This is a genomic window from Thiofractor thiocamini (genome assembly GCF_055384375.1).
Genome location: NZ_AP042389.1, coordinates 1596606 through 1613336, shown reverse-complemented (window position 1 = coordinate 1613336; position 16731 = coordinate 1596606). Strand labels below are relative to the sequence as shown.

The following is a 16731-nucleotide window of genomic DNA, read 5'->3' as shown; positions in this document are numbered from 1 at the left end:
TGAACTTCTTGTCGGATAACTCACAGTAGCTATCTTGGTTATATACTCAACTTTTTACTCACTAAAACAGGGAACTTAGGGTTGAGTTGAGTATAACTATTTTTCCGGGATTATAAAAACAATGTTTTCTTTTGATATTTTATCTATCATATTTTTAGTACTGATTTTGCTTGGCGTTGTGCCAAATCTTTTTTACTCTTTCGGGTACATGGGTGCCATAAAAGCAAAAGCTCACTACCATATACACTACTTTGCTTTTATACTTTCTATGATAGGCGTGGTTATATCGAACAATCTTTTGTTGTTTCTCTTTTTTTGGGAGCTTATGAGCCTTACAAGCTGGCAGCTTATCCTTAATAACCCAAAAGAAAAGAGTACAAGAGACGCAGCAAGATTTTACTTTTTTATGACCCACTTCGGGTTTGTTTTCATACTACTTTTTTTTCTTATCATATCAAACGGCGATCTTTTGCTTACTTTTAAAGAGGCTGGCGGTATAGCTCACGGTTTTGCTTATCCCACACTTCTTTTTTTCCTGATGATTTTTGGATTTTTAAGTAAAGCGGGAGTTGTCCCTTTTCATGTATGGCTTCCCTATGCACATCCTGAAGCCCCAAGTGCGGTCAGCGCCTTGATGAGCGGAGTTATGCTGAAAGTTGCCATATATGCTTTTTTTAGATTTTTGTTTGATGTATTGTATCCCTGGCAGTTGGAATGGGGGATAGTGGTACTGATACTCGGGGCTCTTTCTTCTCTTGTGGGAGTTCTTTATGCGCTAAGTGAACATGATATAAAAGCATTGCTTGCGAATCACTCCATAGAAAATATAGGGATCATTTTGATAGGCTTTGGTATGGGGATGATATTTGACAGTTTACATCTTTACAGTTTAAGTGCATTTGCTTTTATCGCGGCACTTTTTCATACATTTAACCATATGAGTTTCAAGTCCCTTCTTTTTATGGGGGCCGGAAGTGTGTTGCATCAAACACATACCAAAAATATGGAAAAGTACGGCTCTCTTATAAAAAGTATGCCAGTTACCGCTTTTACATTTTTGCTTGCATCCATATCCATATCAGCTCTTCCTCCTACAAACGGTTTTTTAAGCGAATGGATGATATTTCAGTCAATGCTCTCTTCAAGTTCCATTTCACAAATTTCACTAAAGATATCCATACCTTTTGCGGTTTTTGCTTTAGCACTTACCGGAGGACTTGCGATAGCCTGTTTTGTAAAAGCTTATGGTATTACTTTTTTAGGACTTGCAAGAAGCAAAAATGCCAGACATGCAAAAGAGTCAAACTTTTTGATGAAAACAGGTATGGTTTTGATGAGTTTGGTTGTGATATCCTTGATGCTCATAACTCCCATATATATAAAACTTTTTGACAAAGCAACTACAATGCTACATAAAATCTCTGTTTATGATATGATTTTCAAAGATGGTTACTTGAGTATGCATTCCGTTGCGGATAATGGGGGAGTGGTATCTCCTGTTATTTTGCTTGTAGCACTTTTGGTTATCACATGGATGATAAGCCTGTTTTATAAAACATTGAAACTGCCTGCAAGAAAAGTAAGCTCCTGGGCTTGCGGATACCAAACAAACCCAAGGAGTGAGTACTCCGCTACAGGATTTGCAGGACCTATCAGGAGATTTTTCTCATGGCTGTACAGACCTGAAGAGCATTATGAAAAAGTAACTTTTCACGGACATGAGAGCAAGTTTAAAACCGCACTTTATGAAGTACATGTGAAACCACTTTTTGAGAAGTCACTGTATGCCGGTACAAAAAAATCGGTAAATTTTATCAGTTATTTTGTTTATAAGGTCGCCCACTTTGAACAAAGCAGATATGCTGCTATCATCTTCAACCTTATGCTCTCGGTTTTGTTTGGATACAGGATAGTCTCAGGTGATTTTAGCTGGGCAAATTTGATACTTGAAGCGATACTACTTGTTATCTCTGTAAAGATTTTATTGATAGGGGATAAGAGATGAATTATATCTACTATCTTTTTTCTATAATATTTATAGCCTCTATATCTCCGTTGGCACTTGGTATTATCAAATCACTTAAAATGTGGCTTTTTTATAAGAAACCTGCTTCTGTTTTGCAACCTTATATGAATTTGATGAAGCTATTTAAAAAAGAGAGTATCACTTCAAAAGAGGCAAGTTCCATAACTTATATGTCACCTTTTTTGGTGCTTGCGCCTCTTGTCTTGGTGCTATTCTTTTTGCCTCCGATATTTGGTAAAAGTTTTTACATAGGGTTTGTGGATGCTTTTACCATAACCGGACTTTTGGCGCTTTCGACCTTTTTTCTTATGCTTTTGGGACTGGATGCGGGCAACAGCTTTGGAGGTATAGGCTCAAGCAGAGAAGCTTTTATATCGGCTTTGGTCGAGCCTGCTATGATACTGACTGTTTTTAGCATCTCTTTGATGGGTAACAACCTAGGCATTGCAAAGGCAGCAATCAACCTAAACGAGCATTTTCCTGTTCAACATATGGCGAGTTTTACATTTGCATTTATCAGCTTTTTCATACTTCTCATCGCTGAAACCGGCAGGATCCCGGTGGACAATCCCGAAACCCATCTGGAGCTTACTATGGTGCATGAAGCTATGATACTGGATATCAGCGGTGGTTATCTGGCACTTGTTGAGATAGCCGGTAGTTTGAAGTTTATCATCTTTGCTACAATCTTTGCTTCGCTTTTTATGCCTTTTGGACTTGATGCAAATCCTGTTTTTTCTTTTTTTATATTTTTATTTAAAATTCTTTTGGTTGTGCTGGCAGTAGTAGTAGTTGAAACGAATATGGCCAAACTGAGACTCTTTAAAGTGCCGAACTTGCTTGGTATCTCCATAGTTTTTGCATTTTTATCACTTATAAGTTTTTATATATTGGGAAGTTAGAAATGATCGATTTTTTTATAGGGCTTTTTTTGGCAAATTTGATAGTATCACTTTTTACCACGAGACTTCATATGCTTATACTTTGGTATGCGCTAAACTCCCTTTCATTAGGTATTGCAGCACTGCTTGTAGGGCAAAATCTACACGACAATCCTATGATATTGACGGGTGTGGTAACGATTGTGCTAAAAGGCTTTGTGCTTCCTTATGTTTTGAAATGCCTTAGTAGAAAATTTGATTTAAAAAGGCAAATAGCACCCAATATCAAGATATCCTATACCATTATCCTGGTACCTGCGGTTATAGTTTTTACTTTTTACCTAAGTGAACCGATCCTTGGAGGTATAAGCTCGCACCAAAACTATGTTGCCATATCAATTGCCGCAATGTTTCTATCTTTGATCCTCATGCTTGAGCATAAAAACATAGCCCCTAAGATCATAGGTTTTTTATCTATGGAGAATGCACTGTTTTTACTTGGTATCAGTGCCACAGGCGGTATGCCGATGTTGGTGGAACTTGGTATATTTTTCGATCTTTTGATGGCGATAGTCGTCATAAATCTTTTATTTAAAAAAGAGGAAATGCAAAATGTTTAGTTTCTTGTCTGCGCCTCTTTTGATATTTGTTGCCTCTTTTTTTGATATAAAAAGAGTAAAATTTATCATGCCGATTTTAGCACTTTTTATGTCGATACCTCTTTATCTCTCTTTTGGAAAAGGGGATATAAGTTACTATGGAGATTTGTTTATACTTGATAATTTGGCAAGATATATACTTTTTACTTCAGTTGTGGTTGGAGTTGCTATAACTTTGGCTATGATGAGTTTGGATAAACATGTAAAGATCAGTGAAAAAGCATACAAAAACTTTTACCGCTTTTTTGCTACATTTTGGATAGGTTTAACTATTTCTATCCTTTCAAACTCTATGGGAATTTACTGGATAGGTCTTGAGACAGCGACACTTAGCACTGTTTATATGATAAAGACTAACTCGACCGCTTTTGCTCACAAGGAAGCTTGGAACTATATGATAGTTGGAGCTATCGCGATCTCACTTATACTTTTTGGTATCATTCTTATATATGCCAGTGCAAAACCTTATCTTGGAGAGGATGCCATCAAATTTTCTTCCCTTCTTGCAAATGTAGATATGATAAAGCATGGTTATCTTTTTGAACTTGGATTTGCTTTTGTAGCAGTTGGAATGTTCGTTAAGATGGGATTTTTCCCTATGAATTTATGGTTAGCCAATATTGAAAGAGCCTCTTTTTATCCGGTGGCTGCACTTTTTAGCGGGATATTAGAGAGCGCTATTATGATAGGATTTTTTAGATTTTCCCTTATTGCAAAAGAGATAAATTATTCGCACTTGATAGGATTTTCACTTTTATACTCCTTGCTTACTCTTTTTGTAGTTTCATTTTTACTTTACAGGGTTAAAGACTTTATGAGACTTTTTAGTTTGAGCGGGATTGAGCATATGGCGATTATAGCGATATTTTGGGTAAGTGGAGCTCATTTTGCGGCACTTTTGCATTTTGGGGCCCATGCATTTTTAAAACCTGCTCTTTTTATCTCCACAGGAGTTTTGGAAAGTGGCGGAAAGTACCATATAGCAGGAGCATTGAGAGGGTATGTAACATCAAAAGGAAGAATTTTTGCTTTTACGGTTGGTGCTATGATGCTCTCTATCGTTTCACTTCCTCCAAGCCCCATGTTCTTCAGTGAGCTATATGGCTTTGGAGGCATGATAGAGCTTGCTAAAACTTCTCATCATCTGCTTTTGATGATTGGAGCGGTTGCGCTTTTACTTCTTTTTCTATCTATCATATTTTATAAATTTATCGAAGTTTACCAATCCATGAAGTATGAAGGTATAGAGGTTAAAAAAAAGGTTTATCTTTCTGAAACCATCGCTATAGTCATACTCGCACTTTCAGCATTGCTTTTGCTTTTACCCCAAGTTTTTACATTTTTAAGAAGTATAGGATAAACAGATGAGATTTATAGCAAGGTTTGGCATTGATTTGGGCGAGGCAATAGAAATTAAAACATTTTATGAAAAAAAAGATGGCAGTTTATATATACAAAGTGAAAAAGAAAATCATAAAAGTATAACTGACAAATATCCTGCTGCCATATGGTTTGAAAGAAAGATAAGTGATGATTTTGGCATAGAGTTCAAGGGGAGTTTTGATAAAAGAACACTGATTCACCATGAAAGATTTCCTGATATTTCCCCTATGCTAAAAAGTTTTAATCAAAAAGAGCTTGAATTTGATGATTTTAAACCATATGATTATGAAGTGATAAATGGTGACGGTGTCTTTGAGGTGGGAGTTGGACCCATTCATGCCGGCATCATTGAGCCTGGACATTTTCAGTTTTCACAAGAGGGTGAAAATATGCTCCATCTTGAAGTAAGGCATTTTTACAAGTATAGAGCCATAGAAAAGATGGTTGAAGGTAAAAAACCTTTTGAGATATTTGATATAGTTGAAAAGATAAGTGGCAATGAAAGTATAGCTTACCAAAAAGCATATCTTAAGATACTATCTCAAGCTTCAAGTCAGGAGATAGCGCCTGAGATAAGAAGATACAATGCTCTACTGCTTGAGCTTGAAAGGCTAATACATCATTTAACCGATCTTGGATTTATCCCAAATGATGCGGGCTTTGGTTCGGCTTTGGCATTTTGCTCCCAAAAGAGTGAAGAGTTAAGAAGAATTTTAAAAGATATTGCCGGTCATAGATTTGGTTTTGGAGCCATTAGGGGGGAGAGCAAGAAATTCGATACAAATATACTGAAAAAGTTTTTAGAAAAGCTTGAAAATGACATGCAATGGTTTAAAGACTGGATATTGGATATCCCCTCTTTGCTTGATAGATTTGATACTACAGGTATTCTTTCAACCAAAAATGCCATAAAGTATTCAGCACTTGGAGTGGTTGCAAGAGCAAGCGGTCTAAAAAATGATGCAAGAAGTAGCGATAAATTTTATATAGATAACGGCTTTGAGCTTCAAAGGGAAAAAACAGGCGATGTTGCTGCAAGATTTAAAGTAAGGCTTGATGAAGTTTTTAATTCCATCGAAATGATAAAAAACTTTTTGGACTTTAAAGAAGAAGAAATGAAGTTTGAAAATTTTAAAGATGGTGAATACTATAGTTTTGTAGAAAGCTCTTTAGGTGAACTGTTCTTATTTGTTAAGATCAAAGATGGGATTATAGAGAGATTTTATGCAAGAGATCCAAGTTTCATAAACTGGCAGGTGCTTCATCTGATGATGAATGGCAATATCATAGCGGATTTTCCGCTTATCAATAAGAGCTGTGATCTCAGTTATGCCGGGAATGACTTGTAGTAATGGATAATTGAGAACGGAGAATTGTAGTGATTAGATTTTGGAAAAAGAGATTTGAAGATAGTATAAAAACGGAAAATGTTGATATAGACAATGAGCTAGAACAGATAAAAAAAGAGATAAAAGATACTATCAAAAAGAGATTTGCCGGAAGTTTGGCTATAAGGATGGTAGATAGCGGCAGTTGCAATGCCTGTGAAGCGGAGTGTAATGCACTATCTAATCCATACTATGATTTGGAACGACTTGGTATCTACTTTGTAGCGAGTCCGAGACATGCAGACGTGCTGTTGGTAAGCGGAGTGTGTACTTTCAATATGCATCATCATTTGCTAAATGCCTATGAACAGCTTCCATCTCCAAAATGGGTGATAACTTTAGGTGATTGTCCGGCTAACTTATCGAGCTTTGAAAAAACTTTTGCCATAAAAGGTGATATTCAAAATCATATACCTGTAGTACATCACATACCAGGTTGTCCACCTGAACCAAAAGATATCATCAAAGGTTTTTTGGAATTTCTAAAGAAGATTTAGAGGTGCCTATATCTTAGTTTGAGAGGTTTGTGTCATTAAAAGTTATATTGTTGTCCAAGTTTGTCATATCATTTATGGTTACAGATGAATTGACATCAGTAACGTTACTTTTATTTTTATCGCTTGCTTTTAAACTTTGTAAAAAGTAGAGCAAATCTCCAAGTTCTTTCTCTTCAAGCCAGTCATATGAGGGCATTGGCATGATTTTACCTGAATTTATAAGTTCTTTATACTTTTTGGTTTGATATTTATCAGGATGTAGTAGTATACCTTTTAGATACTCTTTATTTGCCCAGCCACCTACATTTGTAAGTATTGGAGCGATACCTTCCGGAGCGGTTTTGTCATCATTGTATCTGTGGCATGCTACACAGTTTTGGGTAAAGATGCTTTTCCCATTGTTTATATCATATACAGGTAAGCTTTCCGGCGTTAAAAAGCCTGTATCATTCGGAACAAGCTGTACTTTAAGCCATTTTGTCCTGTATTTTACAGTGTCGTTACCATCTTTGAAGAGAGCTTGAAAAGCTATATTTACAAAGGTAGAGTTATCATTCAGAGTTTTGATGACATAGATACTGTTTTCATCTTGGCCTATGTTTGTAGTTTTGTTTTCATCTGTTAACATAGGAGATTTGAGGGAATTTATTGTTGTATAAGCATATTTGCTAGTTTTATTGGAAATGATACTGCTCTTTTCTTGTACAATCGATATATTGTTATCTATGTAGTTTATCTTTTCATCTTTTGTTATAGTATGTTCTTTTTTGTAATTTATATGAGATATCGGGAAGTTGTTTATATCACTCAAGTTGTTGTCTGAAAATTCCACTCCAAAAGTGAAAGAGTTATTCAAGTCATTTATTGAAAGCCTTGGATCGAAAAAGTCCGATTTTTCAAACTTCAGCAGTAAAGCGATATCCCGGTTATTTTTCAAAAGTTTAAGTGAAGATTTAAAAAAAAGAGAGAGATTAGTATCTTTACTGTAAAATGTTACAGGATACTCTTTGGAACTTAGCCATGCTTTTGAAGTTGCATTGATATCTTTTAAATTACCCGGAACATTTACGGGTGATATCGCAAAAATGTATGAGTAGATACTTGATAAAAAAAGGAGAAGCAAAACTGATCTTTTGCTTCTCCTGTGCAATTTTCTACTCATAAAAATCTTAGTATCTATATCTTATATAAAGTCTTATGTCTTGAGCACTATTAACTGGATCCATTCCGGCATTTTTAGCTTCACTCATTGTCATAGGAGTTCCACCATCACCGAAGAAAGCATTGCTTCCGGTGTATTTGTAATCCATATATGTGTATCTAAGTTGAGCGGTAAGTTTTTTGCCTATCAACTCTTTGTTGAACCAGAACTCATAAGCATCACCTCTAGTAGCAAGTTTGCTGCCTGCCAAAGTATCTTCACCATATGTAAAGCTTCTCCAGTATTTACTTCCGTGATTATATTCGACTCCTATTCTTCCCCCATCTACAAACGGAGCATCAAAGTTGGTACCAAGATATATAGAAGATCCTGTTTGAGAGTCAGGTGAGCCAAGCATACTTAGTCCATTTTTTGGATAAGTTTTACTAAATGCAAATGATGCAAATATAGTCGTGTCGTCCAAGAAGTCACTTATGCCATCACCAATACCGTCAGCTATAAAGCTTATGGCACCTCCGGCTAAATCACCTGTTTGGGCAAAATTGTAAGTAGGATTTGATCCTGACATACCTGCAAATACCATACCTGGAAGATTGAATGCTTTAAACAAAGTGGTATGTACTGAGTATTGTCCATCATCATAAGGTTTAAATATAAAACCGCCAAGGTCAGTTGTACTTCCTCCATCAACTTTTGTATAGTCAAGTGCGCCAGGATTTACGAAATATTGCCCGCCTGTACCAGTGGTATTGGAGGTGATACCATAATATCTTGAATGAACATTGCTCATACCTCTTCCAAGGCAGATTTTGAAATACATTCCTGAGATTCCGGTAATATTTTCAAGCTGCCATCCAAAGCTTGCACCGTCAAACTCTGTATTAATGATGTGTCCGATAGGTGATTTCGCTTTTTGATCTTCTCTATAGTTTGCAAGAAGCCCGTCAGTTGCCGGTCTTCTACCAAAACTAGCTGTAAAAGGAGTTTTTACACCTAAAAAAGTATCATTTCTATAGAGCCAATAAGCTTCTTTGACTCTAAGTTCATCTGAAGGATTGGCACTTTCGTTAACAACCCAGTCAAAATAGTTGAATCCTTGGGCTGCTCCAAGCTGTTGCCCGTAAGTTTTATAATATGCCAATGTGCCAAAAAATGCCAAGTTGTCATTTGGAGCATAAGCCATATTTAAATAGAGCCTGTTTGTGAAGATGCTGTTCGAATCTTTTTTACCACTCTCGTGCTTGTATGATATATAGTCAAAAGCTGTTCTAAAGTCAACATTCCATTTGATGTTATCATGACCGTCGTGTGCTTTAACTTCTGATATCTCTCTTTTAAGTGCAGAGATGTTTATCTTCTCTTGTGCCTTTTTTAACTCTGCCATCTGTTTCTTAAGTTGTTCTACTTCCTGCTTTAGATTCATATCTTCGGCATTGGCATAACCGCTTAACAAAAAAAGTCCGACCAAAGCCGGCGAAACTAATCTTTTCATTATAGCTCTCCTTGCGTGTTGTTTGACTGTAAAATCAATGATTTATACAATCTTTGAGTGCAATTATCACAAACAACACATAAATAGTTAATTAAATATATGAATGTTTATTCATAAAATTATTTATTATATTTTTTATTATACATCCGTAATACTAAATGTCAGATTAAAAAAGTAAAAAATATTTTTTATAAAACTCTTGACAAATGAACATATGTGCAGTATAATTCGCACATATGTTCATAAAGGTTTTTAAATGAGAGGATTGGGAAGAAGAAGAAAAGAGAGATGTATAGATATGGACCATACTAGCTTGTGCTTTAAGCCATGCGGTATAAAAGCATCCGATCTAGAGAAGGTGGTTTTACTTGAAGATGAGATGGAAGCTTTGAGGCTTGCTGATTTTGAAGGATTGTACCAAGAAGAGTGTGCACAAAATATGAACATATCAAGAACAACTTTTTCAAGGGTTATTTCAAGTGCAAGGAAAAAGGTGGCAGATGCCCTTTTAAATAAAAAAATTATAGAGGTATTAAGTATGAAAGGAGAAACAATGGCAGAAGAAAAAATCGTTGCTTGCAATAATGACAAATGTATAAAAAGAACGGAGTGTAAAAGGTATGAGCTTTTTTTAAAAGGTGCAAAAGAGTACACAACAAACGGCGGAACACCTGAAAAAGGGTGTAAAAAATTTATACAAAAATAAAAATAAGGAGTATGTTATGAGGGGAAATAGACAAGGTTTTGGCAGAGGACAAGGAAGAGGCAGAGGCTTCGGAATGAGACAAGGAAGAGGCTTTTTTAATGTAGACAACCATAGAGGCTTTGGAGGCAGGTTTGCTCTGGAAGGAAATATCAGCAGAGATTTAAAAGATGGCAGCGGCATCGGACAGGGAAGAGGCGGTAGAAATGCCCATAATGCTCCTTGTCAGGGAAATGGGGAAGGATTTGGAAGAGGAAATGGTAGAGGACTCGGTTACAACCGAGCAGATAGAGCGATCAGCAAAGATTAGATGATGGATATAGCCATAGCAAGCGGAAAGGGTGGAACAGGAAAAACCACCCTTTCAGTCAACCTTTCAAGCTATTTGGGTGAAAACGGAAAACAAATAGCTCTTAGTGATTTGGATGTCGAAGAGCCAAACTCTTCACTGTTTTTGGATTTGGTGCCAAAAGAAGAAAATATATCATATAAAATGGTTCCAAAATGGCAGAGTGAAGATTGTACTCTTTGTGGGGAGTGCGCGACAAACTGTAACTTTAACGCTATAGTTGCCTTACCGTCAGAGATCTTGGTTTGCAAGGAGCTTTGCCATAGTTGTTATGCTTGCAGTGAGCTGTGTCCTACAAATTCTTTACCTATGGTGCGAGAAAAGATAGGAACTATAAAACAGTATAAAACCGGCAATTTTGATTTTGTAGAAGGTAGGTTGGATATAGGTCAAGAGATGGCAGTACCGCTTATATCTCAAACCATAAAGTTCACAAAAGAGAATTTTCCACACTCTATAAGGATTTATGATGCGCCTCCAGGTACCAGTTGCCCGGTTATAGAAGCTACCAAAGAGAGTGATTTTGTACTGCTTGTTACAGAGCCCACGCCATTTGGACTAAATGATTTAACTCTTGCGGTTGAAACTATGAGAGTTATCAAAAAGGGATTTGCGGTGGTGATAAACAGATATGGCATAGGGGATGATCAAGTAGAGGAATACTGCAAAAAAGAGGGTATCGATATAGCTGCTAAATTTTTAAATGACAAAGAGGTGGCAAAGCAGTATGCCAAAGGTGAATTGGTATACAAAAAAATTGATCACTTCAAAGAGTCTCTTTTGAGTTTAATAAATTATTTAAAAGATAAAGTCGGAGTTGAAATATGAGAGAGATAGTTGTCATCTCAGGCAAAGGAGGTACAGGTAAAACTTCTATAAGTTCATCTCTTGCATATTTGGCAAAAGAGGATGCGATCATAGCTGACTGTGATGTGGATGCAGCAAATATGCACTTGCTTTTAAAAGCTGATTTTGATAAAAAAGAGGATTTTTATAGCGGTGAGATAGCTTTTATAGATGAAGAGAGTTGTGTGAACTGCGGCAAATGCAAAGAAGTATGCAGATTTGATGCTATAAATGTTATCCAAAATCAACACAGAGTTGATCCCATATCTTGTGAAGGTTGTTGGTACTGCAGTAGAGTATGTCCTACCGGAGCTATAGAGATGAAAGAGCAAAAAGCGGGTGAACTTTTTATCTCTCATATAAAAACCGGAACCAAAATGGTGCATGCAAAGCTTGGATTTGGGGCTGAAAACTCAGGAAAGCTTGTGGCAAAAGTAAAAACTACTGCGAGAGAATTGGCAAAACAAGAAGAGAAAAAGTATATGATAGTTGACGGAAGTCCCGGGATCGGATGTCCTGTTATATCAAGCCTTAGTGGAGCTCATTTGGTAGTTCTTGTAACTGAAGCTACAGTTTCAGGATTGCATGACTTAAAAAGAGTGCTAAAGCTTTGTGAGTCATTCTCTTTGAAAAGTGTCTGCATTATCAACAAGCATGACTTAAACAGACCAATGAGTAAAGAATTGGAAGAGTTTTTAAAAGAGAAAAATATACCAATCATTGCAAAATTGCCTTATGACGAAACTTTTACAAAAGCTTTAAGTAGGGCAAAAACTATGATAGAGTATGATGGCAACTCCAATATATCACAACTGTTGATAAAAAGCTGGAATGAAATTAAAAATAGTTTAGGAGTATAATGATGAAGATACTATTTACCGCAAAAGGTAGTAGCTGGGATGACCTGGTTGATCCCAGATTTGGAAGGGCTGAAATGTTTGTTGTTTATGACGAAGATAGTGACACATTAACAACCATAACCAATGATGAAGCCAAACAAAAAGCTCACGGCGTGGGGCTTCAAAGTGCCAAAAAAGCTCTCGAATCAGGAGCGCAGGCTATCATCACAGGAAACGGTGCGGGAGAAAAAGCTCTTGAAATACTTGAAAAATCGAACATAAAAGTATATGTAGGAGCCGGAGATGTTGCATTGAAAGATGCTTACAAAGCCTTTAAGGATGGCAGACTACAACTGCAATTTTAGGAGAAAAAATGAGATTGGTATTTCCAACGGATGAAAATATGGGCTACTTAAGTAAAAGAGGAGCACATTTTGGTAAAGCGAAGTTTTATACGGTCGTTACTTTGCAAAATGGAGAGTTAGAAGATGTGGAAGTATATGAAAATCCGGGTCACAGTGGAGGAGCATGTGGCAATGCGGTAACGAATATACTAAGTCTAAAGCCGGATGCTTTGATAGTCGGTGGTATCGGAGGTGCTCCCGCTCAAGGTTTTGCAAAAGCAGGGCTTGATCTATATTTTGACAGAGTTTCACCTACGGTAAAAGACTCTATTGATATGTTTTTAGCAGGTAAGCTTGAAAAAAGTAACGGGCAAGGGACTTGTTCCGCGCATTGATATTTGGGTGATGTATCACCCAAATACATTGTCGGCGAAAAGTTTTATATCTTTGACTACTTGATTGATATCTTTAAAGTCGATAGTGATATCATAGTTTCCACGATGCTTGTAAACTTTATCATAGTATTTTTCAAGTAGTATTTTTGCACAATTATACAGATCATCATTATAAAAAGCTTCCTTGATCTCCTTGGCATGTTTTTTTTCTATATATGGTGCAATTTTTTGCATAGCATTTTCAAAAAAAATTTTATCAACATTTTTGTAGTCGTTTAGTATCCTTTCAACTCTGTCTTCTATGGGGGATTCTATCCAGACACGAGGAGCTTTTAGCATCTTTTTATATAAAAAGTTTGGTATATGAAGTTTTCCTATCTTTTTGCTTTCTCCCTCGAGTAGTGTAAAGTCATACTTGTTTACTCCTTGGAGTTCATGAAACAAAGAGTTTTGAAACTGTTTTTGCGAAGGTTGCTCTCCGTTTATAGCTCCAAAACTCGATCCGTAGTGATTTGCCAATCCTTCAAGGTCTATAGAGTTTTCAAACTCTTTTATGATGAGACTTTTGCCGCTCCCGGTCAATCCGTCAAGCACTATAAAGTTATTATACTCAAAACTATCAAGGTAATTTAGCACATGATTTCTATAACTCTTGTAGCCGCCTTTAAGTTTATAAACTCTAAAGCCGATACTATCAAGTATAGTTGCGATACTTCCACTTCGTTGTCCACCTCTTGAACAGTAAACAAATATCTTGGTTTTTGGAGTATAATTTTTTAACTCATTTTGTAAATGTTTGCTTATATTTTTACTTATATAACTTGCTCCAAGCATTTTAGCATCAAATGGAGACTTTTTATAAAGTGTGCCTACCTCTTTTCTCTCTTTATTATCTAAAGCATATAAGTTTATAGCATTTTTTATATGTGATTCTTCAAATTCAGCAGGGCTTCTTGCATCTATAAGAAGTGCATCTTCATCAATACCATCTAAAAAATCTTTTATATCAAATGTATTTACCATAGTGGGACTATGCTCTATCTTTTAAATTGGTTGGATTTCTGCTCGTATGAAATATCGCCAATATCATGATAATATTCTTGTATTGTTCATATATAATGATATAGGGAAATTTGTCCATTAATACTTTTTGTGATGTTTTTGTTTCATATGGATATAAATTTGGAAAATTTAATATTTTATTGAAAGTTAAATCTAAACAATATATAAACTTTTCTTTCAAATTTGTATCTATTCTATGATAGTAATTTAATGCTTCTTGCAAATCCTTTTCAGCTTTTGGATGTAGTTTTATATCCATAAGTTATCTTTATAGATTATTTTTAATCTCATCCCAAGAATGACCTACTGACGGATTGTCGTGAAATGATGAAATTCTTGAATTTAACTCTTTTTTTTGTTCGTTTGACAGCTCTAATGTTTTTTGATTTATTTTAAAATCTTTAATATTATTATCTACGATAAACCTTAGAGCTTTAAGAATCTCATCTTTTGAATTATTAAAAAATTGCTCTATCTTTGGTTCTTGTATCGATAACTCTATCATAATACTTCCTTTTATCTTGATATCATATTTACCATATCGGAATTATACCTAAATTTTGACTTATTTAAAACTTTAAGGTATAATGCGACCACTTAATTCAAGCTACAACTTCTTTATCGATGCACTCTTTGTTTTTTTCAGAACATTTTGATCCCGACTTTGAGAATGACGGTTTGGATTAAAATTTAACATAAAGAGAATCAATGCAACAAGATTCAACCATACAAAGCCAATTTTTAGAATTTGGTTTTAAAGACGAGATAAACAAAGGCATACTTAATGCCGGTTTTAAAGTTCCTAGTCCCATTCAGGCAAAAGCTATACCTATTATAAAAGAGGGAAGAGACTTGGTAGCTCAGGCAAATACCGGAACAGGTAAAACTGCAGCTTTCGGGCTTCCTGCCATGGATAAGATATCAGGTTATAAAGGCGTGGGACTTTTAGTCATAACCCCTACAAGAGAACTTGCTACCCAAGTAGCAGATGAGCTGTATAACCTTGGAAAGTATGCAGGTATAAAAACAGTAACGGTTTACGGGGGAAGTTCTTACTCAAGGCAGCTTGATCTTATAAAAAGAGGTGCGAACATAGTCGTAGCGACTCCGGGAAGACTTAAAGACCTGCTTAGCAGCAAAAGATTGAGGGATTTCAATCCTGAGATAGTAGTCCTTGACGAAGCGGATGAGATGCTCGATATGGGATTTTTAGAAGATATAAAAGATATATTTTCCTATCTTCCTCAAAACAGACAAACCATACTCTGCTCAGCTACCATGCCAAAACCCATAAAGCTTTTGGCTGAAAAGATACTTGACAATCCGGCAACCGTAAGCATAGTCGACAAAGATAATGCAACGAACAAAGATATAGAGCAGAGCTACTATGTGATAGAGGAGAAAGAGAGAACCGATGCCCTTATAAGACTTATAGATCACAGCGATCCCGATAAAGCCATCATATTTTGCAGAATGAAGATAGAAGTTGACAGGCTTGCAGATACTCTTATATCCAGAGGTTATGATGCCAAGGGACTTCATGGGGATATGGACCAAAGAGCAAGAGACGAAGTTATCAAGAATTTTAGAAACTCCAAAGTCAATATCTTAGTAGCTACCGATGTAGCGGCAAGAGGACTTGATGTAAAGGGCGTAAGCCATGTTTTTAACTACCATATACCTTTTGATCCTGAAAGTTATGTGCATAGAGTCGGAAGAACAGGAAGAGCGGGAGTAAAAGGTGAAGCCATAACTCTTATAGCACCTATGGAGTTTAAAGAATTGCTTAGGATCCAAAAAAGTATGGGCGCTCCTATAAAGCTAAAAACTATACCTTCATCTTTTGACTTGCAAGAAAAAGAGTTAAATGACTTGACAAGCGAGATAGTAAAAGCCGATATAAAAGATGAAGCAAGTATCATACTCTCTAGCTTGCAACAAGAGGGCGATATCAGCGAGATTGCCCTAAAAGCCATATCTTTACTACTTTCGAAACACTCTTCAAAAGGACCTGAGCATATAGGTTTCAGCGAAAAAGAGGCAAAAAGACTTTTGGAAAAATTTAAAGATAATGACAAAAGAAACAAGAACCAAAGAGGCAGAAGAGATGGTAGAAGCCGAAACAGAAACAGTCGAAGCAGAAGCCGAAGAAGATAATCTTTGTGGCATAGATGAAGCCGGCAGGGGTTGCCTTGCCGGACCTCTTGTCGTAGCCGGAGTCGTGTTGAAAACCGATATAAAAGGGCTTGATGACTCCAAAAAATTAACTGCTAAAAAAAGAGAAGAACTCTTTGAAATCATAAAACAAAACTCATACTACAAGATAATTTTTACCGATAACCACACCATAGACAAGATAGGTTTATCAAAAGCCCTTTACAATTCCATAAAAGAGATAAAAGAATATTTTAAAAATCACACTGTTTTAATGGACGGCAATACGAACTTTGGGGTAGAAGGGGTGAAGTGGATGATAAAAGCCGATGCAAAAGTAGCTGAGGTGAGTGCAGCTAGTATCCTTGCAAAAGTAAGCAGAGACAGATATATGATAAAAATCTCAAAAGAATTTCCCGGGTTCGGCTTTGAGAAACACAAAGGTTACGGTACCAAAGAACATATCGATATGATAAAAAAAATGGGTTACTGCTCACTCCACAGAAGAAGTTTTTATATAAAAAGTTTACGACAAGGTACACTCTTTTAAC

The 16731-nt window shown here is 36.1% G+C and carries 19 protein-coding genes; 14 read left to right on the top strand and 5 right to left on the bottom strand.

Annotated features, from left to right (window positions below):
- Nucleotides 1-121 precede the first annotated feature (121 nt).
- The 6 genes from ACZ47B_RS08145 to ACZ47B_RS08120 are packed head-to-tail and all read left to right on the top strand — an operon-like array spanning nt 122 to nt 6834.
- Complete coding sequence (locus ACZ47B_RS08145; RefSeq protein ID WP_464894050.1) at nt 122-2005, top strand: proton-conducting transporter transmembrane domain-containing protein; 1884 nt, start codon at nt 122-124, stop codon at nt 2003-2005.
- The gene (locus ACZ47B_RS08140; protein ID WP_464894049.1) at nt 2002-2928 is read left to right on the top strand and encodes a respiratory chain complex I subunit 1 family protein; all 927 of its coding nucleotides are present in this window, start codon (nt 2002-2004) and stop codon (nt 2926-2928) included. Before ACZ47B_RS08145 ends, ACZ47B_RS08140 begins: the two co-directional genes overlap by 4 nt.
- Before the next feature lie 2 nt (nt 2929-2930).
- A complete protein-coding gene (locus ACZ47B_RS08135; protein ID WP_464894048.1) occupies nt 2931-3527 on the top strand; it encodes a hydrogenase in 597 nt (198 codons plus the stop codon).
- Nucleotides 3520-4926: a proton-conducting transporter transmembrane domain-containing protein gene (locus tag ACZ47B_RS08130; RefSeq protein WP_464894047.1), complete on the top strand. Its 1407-nt coding sequence runs from the start codon at nt 3520-3522 to the stop codon at nt 4924-4926. The genes ACZ47B_RS08135 and ACZ47B_RS08130 overlap by 8 nt, the downstream gene beginning before the upstream one ends.
- A 4-nt stretch (nt 4927-4930) precedes the next feature.
- Nucleotides 4931-6298: a hydrogenase large subunit gene (locus tag ACZ47B_RS08125; protein WP_464894046.1), complete on the top strand. Its 1368-nt coding sequence runs from the start codon at nt 4931-4933 to the stop codon at nt 6296-6298.
- 29 nt (nt 6299-6327) lie between these two features.
- Nucleotides 6328-6834, top strand: a complete 507-nt coding sequence (locus tag ACZ47B_RS08120; RefSeq protein WP_464894045.1) for an NADH-quinone oxidoreductase subunit B family protein — start codon at nt 6328-6330, stop codon at nt 6832-6834.
- Between the two features lie 13 nt (nt 6835-6847).
- On the opposite strand, the gene ACZ47B_RS08115 is transcribed toward ACZ47B_RS08120, so the two are convergent.
- Both ACZ47B_RS08115 and ACZ47B_RS08110 read right to left on the bottom strand, forming a co-directional pair.
- Nucleotides 6848-7996, bottom strand: coding sequence for a c-type cytochrome (locus tag ACZ47B_RS08115; protein ID WP_464894044.1), 1149 nt, complete (start codon nt 7994-7996; stop codon nt 6848-6850).
- A 7-nt stretch (nt 7997-8003) separates the two neighbouring features.
- Nucleotides 8004-9488, bottom strand: a complete 1485-nt coding sequence (locus tag ACZ47B_RS08110) for a DUF3373 family protein (RefSeq protein WP_464894043.1) — start codon at nt 9486-9488, stop codon at nt 8004-8006.
- A 256-nt stretch (nt 9489-9744) separates the two neighbouring features.
- Here ACZ47B_RS08110 and ACZ47B_RS08105 point away from each other — a divergent pair, with 256 nt between their 5' ends.
- The 6 genes from ACZ47B_RS08105 to ACZ47B_RS08080 are packed head-to-tail and all read left to right on the top strand — an operon-like array spanning nt 9745 to nt 12964.
- Entirely contained in the window at nt 9745-10194 is a 450-nt protein-coding gene (locus ACZ47B_RS08105) for a DUF134 domain-containing protein (RefSeq protein ID WP_464894042.1), read from the top strand.
- Between the two features lie 16 nt (nt 10195-10210).
- Nucleotides 10211-10501: a hypothetical protein gene (locus tag ACZ47B_RS08100; RefSeq protein WP_464894041.1), complete on the top strand. Its 291-nt coding sequence runs from the start codon at nt 10211-10213 to the stop codon at nt 10499-10501.
- A 3-nt stretch (nt 10502-10504) separates the two neighbouring features.
- Nucleotides 10505-11368 carry a nucleotide-binding protein gene (locus tag ACZ47B_RS08095; protein WP_464894040.1) on the top strand — a complete coding sequence of 288 codons (864 nt, stop codon included), beginning with the start codon at nt 10505-10507 and terminating at the stop codon, nt 11366-11368.
- The gene (locus tag ACZ47B_RS08090; protein WP_464894039.1) at nt 11365-12246 is read left to right on the top strand and encodes an ATP-binding protein; all 882 of its coding nucleotides are present in this window, start codon (nt 11365-11367) and stop codon (nt 12244-12246) included. The genes ACZ47B_RS08095 and ACZ47B_RS08090 overlap by 4 nt, the downstream gene beginning before the upstream one ends.
- Nucleotides 12246-12590, top strand: a complete 345-nt coding sequence (locus ACZ47B_RS08085) for a NifB/NifX family molybdenum-iron cluster-binding protein (RefSeq protein ID WP_464894038.1) — start codon at nt 12246-12248, stop codon at nt 12588-12590. The genes ACZ47B_RS08090 and ACZ47B_RS08085 overlap by 1 nt, the downstream gene beginning before the upstream one ends.
- A gap of 8 nt (nt 12591-12598) precedes the next feature.
- A complete protein-coding gene (locus ACZ47B_RS08080) occupies nt 12599-12964 on the top strand; it encodes a NifB/NifX family molybdenum-iron cluster-binding protein (protein WP_464894037.1) in 366 nt (121 codons plus the stop codon).
- 15 nt (nt 12965-12979) lie between these two features.
- Here the strand turns inward: ACZ47B_RS08080 and mnmH are convergent, their stop codons facing one another.
- Genes mnmH through ACZ47B_RS08065 form a run of 3 tightly spaced genes read right to left on the bottom strand, consistent with a single transcriptional unit; the run spans nt 12980 to nt 14531 of the window.
- Nucleotides 12980-13987, bottom strand: coding sequence for a tRNA 2-selenouridine(34) synthase MnmH (gene mnmH, locus ACZ47B_RS08075; RefSeq protein WP_464894036.1), 1008 nt, complete (start codon nt 13985-13987; stop codon nt 12980-12982).
- 7 nt (nt 13988-13994) lie between these two features.
- Nucleotides 13995-14285: a type II toxin-antitoxin system RelE/ParE family toxin gene (locus ACZ47B_RS08070; protein ID WP_464894035.1), complete on the bottom strand. Its 291-nt coding sequence runs from the start codon at nt 14283-14285 to the stop codon at nt 13995-13997.
- A gap of 9 nt (nt 14286-14294) precedes the next feature.
- On the bottom strand, nt 14295-14531 hold the full coding sequence (locus tag ACZ47B_RS08065) for a hypothetical protein (RefSeq protein ID WP_464894034.1): 237 nt from the start codon (nt 14529-14531) through the stop codon (nt 14295-14297).
- Nucleotides 14532-14734: 203 nt separating this feature from the next.
- Between ACZ47B_RS08065 and ACZ47B_RS08060 the strand changes: the two genes are divergently transcribed.
- Nucleotides 14735-16183, top strand: coding sequence for a DEAD/DEAH box helicase (locus ACZ47B_RS08060; protein WP_464894033.1), 1449 nt, complete (start codon nt 14735-14737; stop codon nt 16181-16183).
- The gene (locus tag ACZ47B_RS08055) at nt 16134-16730 is read left to right on the top strand and encodes a ribonuclease HII (protein ID WP_464895715.1); all 597 of its coding nucleotides are present in this window, start codon (nt 16134-16136) and stop codon (nt 16728-16730) included. The genes ACZ47B_RS08060 and ACZ47B_RS08055 overlap by 50 nt, the downstream gene beginning before the upstream one ends.
- Nucleotide 16731: the final 1 nt, after the last annotated feature.